Source organism: Mucilaginibacter sp. GW822-FHT03E02 (genome assembly GCF_058801545.1).
The window spans coordinates 5,127,204-5,136,177 of record NZ_JBXANJ010000001.1 but is presented as its reverse complement, the minus strand read 5'-3'; the positions used below and the strand labels follow the sequence as shown (position 1 = coordinate 5,136,177).

At 52.9% G+C, this 8,974-nt stretch carries 6 protein-coding genes; 2 read left to right on the top strand and 4 right to left on the bottom strand.

What is annotated here, in order from left to right; all coding sequences use genetic code 11:
- Positions 1–3: 3 nt before the first annotated feature.
- The 3 genes from AC1RM2_RS21365 to AC1RM2_RS21355 are packed head-to-tail and all read right to left on the bottom strand — an operon-like array spanning position 4 to position 6,112.
- Positions 4–2,520 (bottom strand): hypothetical protein, encoded by a 2,517-nt coding sequence (locus AC1RM2_RS21365; protein WP_492987189.1) that lies wholly within the window; start codon positions 2,518–2,520, stop codon positions 4–6.
- A gap of 60 nt (positions 2,521–2,580) precedes the next feature.
- A complete protein-coding gene (locus tag AC1RM2_RS21360) occupies positions 2,581–4,128 on the bottom strand; it encodes a DUF8693 domain-containing protein (protein ID WP_492987188.1) in 1,548 nt (515 codons plus the stop codon).
- A gap of 10 nt (positions 4,129–4,138) precedes the next feature.
- Complete coding sequence (locus AC1RM2_RS21355; protein ID WP_492987187.1) at positions 4,139–6,112, bottom strand: phage tail-like protein; 1,974 nt, start codon at positions 6,110–6,112, stop codon at positions 4,139–4,141.
- 132 nt (positions 6,113–6,244) lie between these two features.
- Here AC1RM2_RS21355 and AC1RM2_RS21350 point away from each other — a divergent pair, with 132 nt between their 5' ends.
- Positions 6,245–6,475 (top strand): hypothetical protein, encoded by a 231-nt coding sequence (locus AC1RM2_RS21350; RefSeq protein WP_492987186.1) that lies wholly within the window; start codon positions 6,245–6,247, stop codon positions 6,473–6,475.
- A 247-nt stretch (positions 6,476–6,722) separates the two neighbouring features.
- Positions 6,723–7,817: an acyltransferase family protein gene (locus tag AC1RM2_RS21345; RefSeq protein WP_492987185.1), complete on the top strand. Its 1,095-nt coding sequence runs from the start codon at positions 6,723–6,725 to the stop codon at positions 7,815–7,817.
- Positions 7,818–7,850: 33 nt separating this feature from the next.
- Here the strand turns inward: AC1RM2_RS21345 and AC1RM2_RS21340 are convergent, their stop codons facing one another.
- Positions 7,851–8,954 carry an MraY family glycosyltransferase gene (locus AC1RM2_RS21340; RefSeq protein WP_492987183.1) on the bottom strand — a complete coding sequence of 368 codons (1,104 nt, stop codon included), beginning with the start codon at positions 8,952–8,954 and terminating at the stop codon, positions 7,851–7,853.
- Positions 8,955–8,974: the final 20 nt, after the last annotated feature.

Genomic DNA, 8,974 nt, shown 5'->3' with positions numbered 1-8,974 from the left:
GGCCTAATTGGTTTTCAAATAATACCGGAATAAAAGCTCGCCCCGGGTCGAAGCATACAACGCCGGGTTCTGTGGCGTGACCAGGTTTTTCCGCAGGTCGACTGCCGCGTTCACGTCAAAGTTTTTCCCGGCCAGTAGTTGGAGGCTTTGCCTGATACCCAGCTGCCTGGCGATATCGACATTGTTCAGGTAGGTGACACCGGACGATAACTGGAACTTTTTGAACAGCTGGTACTGGTAGGCGATATCGGTGGTCAGCAGGTTACCGATCAATTTAAACCCGGACAATTCCTTATTGTAAAACAACGTCCCGGTAACCGAGCTGCTTTTGAAGGCTATGCTTTGAATATAGCTGACATTTAACAGGTTACTCCTGAAATCGGAAACATAACTGTTATTCAGGCTCTGGTTACCGATACTGAGGTGGCTGGTGGTATAATATTTACCGATCTTATAAGTGTCGTTGGCATCCAGCTCAAACTTTTGGGTGCTGTATACGGGTACGGAGACACCGTCTGAAACCTTGCCGGTACCGCCGGAAAGGTATTTCAGGCTAAAATTCAGTTTATTGCTGACCTGGTAGCGGCCCGTGAACTGCAGCTGGTAGTTCTTCCATTTGTCATTGGAAATATAACTCAGGGGCATCTGCCTGAAATCGCTGCGCAGGATGAACTGGAGCTTGTTGCGGTACATCGCTTTCCGGACACTGCCGCCGAATTTGATGGTCGAACCCGAATTACCGTTATTGGACGGATTCTGGTACCCCAATCCACCATAATTGAAATAAACATGCTCGGTGGCGTTCAGGCTTGTACTGTTCAGGTCATGGGTAAAACCGACCGCCATGGATTGAAAAAGGTCATTGTTCAGGGTATTGGTAACGCCCGCCTTTTGCTGCAGGATGGCCTCGCTGCCTACCTGGTAATTGTTATTGTATAAAGTCGAAGACTTGGATACATTGACCGCGAGATTTCCCAGGTCGCCGAAATTCAAAAATTTGGTCAGCGTGAACGCTACGGCATTGGACGGAATGGACGGGTTACTGTAACTATAAGCGCTCTGGCCGCTGAACGAGCTGACCACCGAAAATTTAACTCTGCCAAAAACGCTGCGCCTGATCTCGCCGCCGATATAGGTAACATCTTTTGTCGCCGAATAGACCGAGTGCTGGTAGCCGGCATCTTTCAGCGAGCTGATATCGTCCAGTTTACCGTAGCCGAAGGTTAAGGGATAGCCGCTGACCTTGATACCGAGGTTGGCGCCATTGACCAGCCGGCCTTCGTTGTCGGTGGCGCCGGGCAGCTGGCTGCCAAAGGACCCGATCCTGAAATCCCTGATACCGGTCAGCAGGGATTGCAGACCGTTGACGGGCCTTTTATCCATCAGCGCGGTCAGCTGTTCCGAACTGTTAAACGCAGCGCTGCTTTTCCCGCCGAGGTAATTTTCCTCCTGCAGGAGCCGGACCGGGTCTATCCCTTTTTTCTGCAGCTGGGTTTTGATCTCGGTGATGACCAGGGCGATACTATCGGCCTTCCGCTGGTTCTGTTCCCGCAGCGTATTGGCCAGCGCGGTGTCCCCATGGGCCATCCGGCTGGTCTGCCGGTCGGCGACGGCGGCAAGCTTACTGCGCAGCTCCCCCCTGGATGACTGGATCAGTCCCTGGAGGTTAGCGGCATCGCCGAGGTACTGGTGAAAATCGGCGTTCTGCAGTCCCTCCCGCTCGCTGACCGAGCGGACCTGTTCGGAAAGCGTCTGGTGTACATATTCCGTAAAATCAAAGCCGTGAAAGGCGGTGTTCTTCAGATCGGTATATTGCTGGAGCTGGTTCTTGAGCAGGCCGGAAAACATGTCCGGGTTAAGCCCCACCTTATAAAGGTTTGCCGCGGAACGGTTGTCGCCGTTAAAAACAGCCTGGTTATTCGATATACTGATACTGACCGGGAAACCGAAGGCGACCACATTCCCGCGGACGCCGACCACATTTTCTATTTTATTCTGGGTATAAAGACCGGGTACCGGATGGTACCGGAAATCGTTTTCGAGGGACAGCCCTGCGCTGACTGAAGGCATTTTTACATCTCCGAGTTTTTTGGCGATATTGTCGTTTATTGTGGCGGCGTTGACGGGTCCCGTATTTTTAACAGCAGTCATGGCCGCTGCCGGCTGTGCAGTACTGCCCTTCAATATGGCGAGCGGCTTTTGAAAGTTACTTTTGATCAGATTAGTGTCGGGCCGGGGAGTGTTGAGCGCAAAACCGGTCCGGGGAGCACGTATGACCGGGAACGACGGCAGACCCGCGTTATTTCCGGGTACCTGCGCTCCAGAAGACGGCACCGGAAATAACGAACGCAGTATGTTTTTCAAAAAAACCGAATCCGCCTTCCGGTGACGGACGTCCGCCGTGTCCCGGCTGGCCGCACCTGCCGTCCTGCAAAAAAGTACCGCGGGCCTGGCACTCGTTTCGAGGGTGCCACAGGCGAGCAGGATGACGCTAAGAATACCTATACTAAACTTTCTCATTAAAGCACCTGTTTTGCGGGTCAATTATATTTTTAGCGGGAGATTAAGCCCGGTTCTGCATTATTTTACCTTCCGGACAGCTGGTTTGAGCTGGCGGGCCGTTCCTTTCCGTCCTGAAGTACCCACCCGGATGGGAAGACGCCTGCCCTGCGCCGGCGGGACGGCATTGACCTTGATACCGCCGGGCCGCCGGACGGTCTCAATTCCGGGCCTGCTGTTCTGCCCGGAAAATACCAGGCTGGACTGGGCGCCGGCGTCCGAGCGGAGCAGCAGCTCAGCCCCCGGGGAAATGCCGACCATGGTGGAATTGTCGACCGCCCGCCATTCTCCTCCAGGCGGGATAATAAATCCCCCGCTGGCGATCGTTTTGGTCCCGGAAATCAGCCGCACGTTTTTCAGGGCAGTACCGTCTGCCGTCGTATCGCTCAGTACCTGGTCCCCGCCGCGAAAACGGATCGTATCCTCACCGCTGCTTATCATGGCCGTATTACTGAATTTGCCGCCGGTGAAAAGCGCCCTGTTCAAACGGACGGTCCCGGCATTGCTGAAATTGCCGCCGACGCTCAGGTAAGCGTTATTGGTCTGCAGATCGAGGGTACCGGTGTGTACGGTCAGGTAGCCGTCTACATTCAGGCTGTCCCCGCTTAGGGCAGCCGTCTTTTTTAGCCCGCTGCCTGAAATAACCAGGTTCTGGTAGGGTTTGGGCTGGAGATCAAGGCCAGCCAGCGAACGGGTGGCCACAATCTGGTCGCCACCGCCGTATTCCACTACGCCGATGCCGGTACCCACCAGGTTATAAAGGTCCACGGTATCGAAGGCCGGGTTGGCGATGACAAAAGAAATATTACCGAAGAGCTTCAGTCTCGGGTGTTGCCCGGCTGTGATATCGATGTGGAACATCGCCGCAGGCCCGGAGTCCGCAAGCAGGCCCGATAGGAATACAGGGACGGAATTTGTTAGCCTGACCTGTCCGTAGATGTTCATTTGCCCGGCCGCCAGGGAAAAATAGCCGTCGTTATGGGACAACCCGCCGGACAGCAGGAAAGAGGTCACCGAATTAACCAGCAGGTCGCCCGAGACCGTCAGACTGGCGATCATGGAAATGAGTCGGGTAGTTTTAACGGCGACAATTTTGCCCGGAATGCCGTCTCCAACGATCAGCGAGCCGCAGGTCAGGCTCCCGCCACCAGTAAAAATCGTGTAACCGCTGGCATCGTCCCCGCCGTGTCCCTGTTTGATAAAACCGCTCACCGTCATGACGGCGCCGGGGCTGACGGTCAGGGTTACGGGCTGCCGGTTGCCCAGCAGCATACTGGTGCATTGCACTGCCGTGCTGACCAGGGGCTGGTAGCCGAAAGCGCTGATGCCGACCTCCACCTCGTCTGTGGCTCCGGGGACCTGGGCCGGGCTCCAGTTGCCGGCGTTATTCCAGTCGGTACTGAGCGCACCGGTCCAGGTCAGCGTCGTTTTCGCCGTACATGTCCGTACGGAGACCAGTAAAAGAAGCAGGTAAACTGCCAGCCTGCCGCATGCCTGCGCCGCCCGGAACAGTAACCCGGGCCGGGAAATAGCCTCAGGAGCTGCTATTAATATTATTTCCTGGTTCATGATAACCGGTTTAAGGAATGGTTACATAGGCGTTGTTGTCACTATCAAAAGTGACCGTCGCATTGTCGACAAGACGGGAACCGTCATCGCCGACATGTACATACTTCCAGCTGCCGTTTGGTGTCTTAAATATCTCTTTACCATCCGCGGTCATCACCTTGTTGGCGGTAACAATGCAGCCGTTGCCGTCTGCGACTACGATGGTGCCCGAACGGTCGGGAAATACCACGTTCCGCTGCTTGGTGAAATTCGGGGCCTGGATAATGAAATCATGACCACCGTTATTCCAGTTAATGGCAGCTTTGCCATACCTTGAATAACCACCATCCACGTTGGTGTTGTAAACAACATAACCGTTGTAGGTATTATCAGTAAACATCGTACCGTCAAAATTCTTCACCCCCACTGACCCGACACCGGTTATTGTCAGATTTGTTGCAGCTATCCCTCCTGTAATCATCCCAACATCAGCCCTGATCATGCCGCTGACCCAGGCATTCCCTGTCTGTGGCCCCCCGTATTGGTTTTGGATCCCTGCCGGCGGGATAGTACCGTTACTCAGGTCGCTGGTAGTGAGTATCCTCTCCCATTCGCGCCCGGTCTTAACGGTATACAGGCCCTTCCCCCTGTCTCCCGGGTCCTGCTGGTAGACCATCAGACCTGTATTGCCATCATAATTATCCAGGTTGATCGCGTTACGCTGTGCATAGCTCATGCTCGAGGTCTGGAAGCCCTTGGTGGTCGACATCAGCTGTATGCCGGCATTTGCACTCGGTGTTCCGGTGTACGAGTCGGCTATAAGGAGGTTACTACTACCCGTAATCGCGCTGGAAAAGGTTTTCGCACCGGTAATGGTTTCGGTGCCAGCCAGGTGGACGACCAACCCGTCAGCCGCCGGGCTCGCGCCACCCAGGCCGCCCAGGTCGGCAGTGGTCAGTATCCTGTCCCATAGCCGTCCCGACATAACGGTGTACAGGCCCTTACCCTTATCGCCGTCGTCCTGCTGGTAAACCGTCATCCCGGTATTGCCATCGGAATAATCCAGGTAGATCGCGTTACGCTGTGCATAGGTCATGCTGGAGGTCTGGATACCTTTCGTGGTCGATAGCAGCTGGATGCCGGCATTTGGGCTGGGCCAGCCGGTGTACCAATCGGAGATAAGCAGGCTGTTCTTCATCTTCACGACGGTAGAAAAACTTTTCATACCAGTAATCGTCTCCGTACCATCCAGATGGACTACCGTATTGTCGGCGGCAGGTGCCGAGGCGCCGCCGCCGGCCAGGTCTGCGGTGGTCAGTATCCTGTCCCAGACACTTCCCGAAAGCACGGTGTACAATCCTTTCCCTTTATCGCCGGCGTCCTTTTGAAAGACCAATAGGCCGGTATTCGCGTCGTAGGATTCCAGGCCGATGGCGGTACGCTGCGCGTAGGTCATATTGGAGGTTTGGATACCTTTCGTGGTTGAAAACAGCTGGATACCCGCGTTGATGCTCGGCACACCGGTAAAGTCATCTGATACGGCGAAGCCGGACTTTACTTTCGTATATCCCCAGGATGTTAAAAAATGTGCGTCGGATATATTGGCGGAGCCTACACCGAACGCGGCGTAAGCACCGGTTGATACAAAAACCGCGTTACCGATCGGGCCCATACCGCTCAGTCCCGTCAGGTAGTTCAGCCCGGCCACATCGGTATTCAGGCGAAGGCCGCTGGTAAAGGTTGCCTGGCTGGTAAAAGTTTTCGCGCCGGTGATCGTTTCGGTCCCGGCCAGGTGGACGAACAGGCCCTCGTTCGGGACCTGCCCGGTGCTTGATTTTAAGAAATAATTTCCCAGGTTGTCCCGGATATCATTCCCGATGATATTGATCCCCTGCCCGTCTTTGGATATGGACAGCCGGTCGATCATGTTTTTAAAGACAAAGTCCTGGGCAGACGCGCCGCTGAAAATAATGGTCAGTGTAAACAGCAGTAATAATTTTTTCATAATTATTCAAAAAGGGTTTGATCTTGCTTTTATATACGGTATACGCAGCGATGCTGCGGGCAACGTTAGGGCAGCCCTGCAATCCGTTCCTTACCCGTTCCGGTACCGCAAAAAAACGGCAACAGTCCCCGCATGTTCAGCAAACTCGTATTGACGGTGCGCAAATACGGCATAGCGCCTCAGGCGGGTATCCGGGAAATAAGTGGTGTGGGCTTTATAGCGGCTTACCGTTCCGCCAGGGGAATCATCAACCACGGCGAAATCCCCGTTAATGATAACCGGGCGGCCAATGGCACCATAAACGCACTACAGAAAGTCACGCGGCGCAAAAGCCGGAAAAATCCAAAGGGGGTAATAAAGTAAAATTGCTTCATATGGAAAGTGATATTGTTAGATTGATTACAATAATAACACATGCTTTTGAATAATACAAATACTTAATCAAATTAATAATCAACAATTATTGGCTTTTGATTCACATCATGTTAATAATAATTAACCGTAAATGACCCGGCAGGTACCAGCGAAGCGGGATGCCGGGCCGGACAGGTGCTGACCAGGTGCAAAATGATTTGCCGATAAAATCCCGGTTTAATTATATTTGCCCTGCATGGCCAGTATCAAATCTTTGGATTCGGGGAGGAATAATAATTTCGATCTTATCAGGTTCCTTGCAGCCACGATGGTCATCTTCTCCCATTCCTTCTGGCTGACCGGGCATCTGTCGGCTGAGCCGCTGCGGAAGTTTTGCGGGCTGGTTGACTTTGGCAGCCTGGCGCTCAAAATATTTTTTGCCGTCAGCGGTTACCTGATTACCAGAAGCCTGTTCCGGCAGCCGACGCTGAACCGCTTCGTGCTGGCGCGGGCGCTCCGTATATTCCCGGGATTAATCCCGGCCGCTGTCTTTTGCGCCCTGGTAATCGGCCCGCTTTGCACCACGCTGCCCTTACGCCGGTACCTGGCCCACCCTGATGTGCTTCTTTTTGTGTGGCGGATGAGTACCTTACAAGGTAATTTTTACGAATTGCCCGGTGTATTCACATCCAACCCGGGGTCAGGTAGTGTCAATGTGCCGCTCTGGACGTTACCCGCGGAGCTGTTCATGTATTTTTGCATACTGTTGATTGGCGCGGTATTATTGCTGCTGAAAAAGCAGTTCAAAAGCCTGGGTTTGCTGCCGCTGACGGTCATTATTTATGCGGCCTGCTGGGGTATCCCGTATTTGCCACATGTCGGCACTTACCTTTCCAGCTGGGGGGTGTTGTTTTTTGGCGGAATGTGCTGTTATGTATGCAGGGATAAAATCCGGCCCAGTATCCCGCTGCTGGCTGTGATGACGGGCTGTTTCCTGGTTTTATTTCATTACAGGTGCCCTTTTATCGAATCCATCTTTGACCTCGTGCTGCTATACGGCGTGCTGGTGTTCGCCTACCATCCCCGGTTGCAGCTCAAGGGTTTTCATCAGCTGGGGGATTTTTCGTATGGGCTTTATATTTACGCCTTCCCGGTGCAGCAGCTGCTGGCCCTGAAATTTCCGGGGCTGTCGGTCGCCGGGCATTTTTGTTGTTCATTTGCCGTCACCCTGGTATTGGCCGCATTGTCCTGGCATTTTGTGGAAAAGCCGGCGCTTGCCCTGCAATCCGGGAAGCAGGATCCGGCAGGTATACGGCCCGGCGGCACGGTGGGGAAAGAATTGACCGGCTGAATTGCCGGCCGGGCACTTCCAGCAGCCGTCCTGTCAGGCAATAAAGTTCCGGAGACTCAGGTGTTCCCGCTCCTTTGACCGCAGGCTGAAAGTAATAACCCAGTTGGCAATTACCGAAACTGCGAGAATAAGCACGATCAGTAAGGAATTACTCAGGCCGTTAAACAGGAATACCATGCCGATGGACAATAAATTGATTGCAGATAAACACAAGGTGGCCTGCAGGTGATTAAGCCCTAACCGCAATATCCGGTGATGGATATGGTTCCTGTCGGCCTCGAAAGGTGATTTACCGCCCGCTATCCGCAGGGTAAAAACCCGCAGGGTATCAAATACCGGGCCTATCAGTATGGCAATGGTCAATGCGGGGGCGCAGCCGATAGCCGGTACACTGATCCGCGCAATTTTGGTAACCTCTATAAATTTCACGGCCATGACCGCCGATATCAAGCCAATGAGCAGGGCGCCGGTATCGCCCATGAATATTTTGGCAGGCGTAATATTATATTTCAAAAATCCGATAATAGCACCCACCATGGCCAGCGAAACAGCAGCGAGTTCATACTGCCGGATATACATAAATAAAAAAGCAAATGTGCTGTTGACAATGATGCCCGTCGTCGCGGCCAAACCGTCTATTCCGTCAATCAAATTAAAGGAATTGACAATGAGCATGATCAGCAATACGGAGAGGGCGGCGCTGGGTATATAAGGCAATTGCGTAATACCAAATACACCATACATGCTGGTTATGCGGATATCGCCCAGCAATACCAGGATCAGGGCCACCACAAACTGGATAAAAAACTTAGTACTTGAATTGACGCCGGAAAGATCGTCCTTCAGCCCCATGGCAAAAAGAATGATGCAGGAAATCAGCAGGTAACTGACAGGCAGTGCCTTATCAATGATACTAAACAACAGGGTCGTGATGGTAAAGCTTACAAAAATAGCTACGCCGCCCAACCGGGGAATTCCATGATCATGTTGCTTCCTGAAATGGCCAACATCGTCATACAAATGCCTGGACCGGGCTACATGTAAAATGGACGGAATACATAACAGGGTGATCAGTCCTGCAAACACAAGAATTAAAATATCGTAAAGAACATGTGAAGAATGTAAAAATTCAAGCATTGTGTTGGGGCATTTTGATT

Bases quoted from the DNA above. Each gene is read 5' to 3' on its own strand.
- AC1RM2_RS21350 (WP_492987186.1), top strand. From the start codon at position 6,245: ATGTTCAGCAAACTCGTATTGACGGTGCGCAAATACGGCATAGCGCCT.
- AC1RM2_RS21360 (WP_492987188.1), bottom strand. From the start codon at position 4,128: ATGAACCAGGAAATAATATTAATAGCAGCTCCTGAGGCTATTTCCCGG.
- AC1RM2_RS21340 (WP_492987183.1), bottom strand. From the start codon at position 8,954: ATGCTTGAATTTTTACATTCTTCACATGTTCTTTACGATATTTTAATT.
- AC1RM2_RS21365 (WP_492987189.1), bottom strand. From the start codon at position 2,520: ATGAGAAAGTTTAGTATAGGTATTCTTAGCGTCATCCTGCTCGCCTGT.
- AC1RM2_RS21355 (WP_492987187.1), bottom strand. From the start codon at position 6,112: ATGAAAAAATTATTACTGCTGTTTACACTGACCATTATTTTCAGCGGC.
- AC1RM2_RS21345 (WP_492987185.1), top strand. From the start codon at position 6,723: ATGGCCAGTATCAAATCTTTGGATTCGGGGAGGAATAATAATTTCGAT.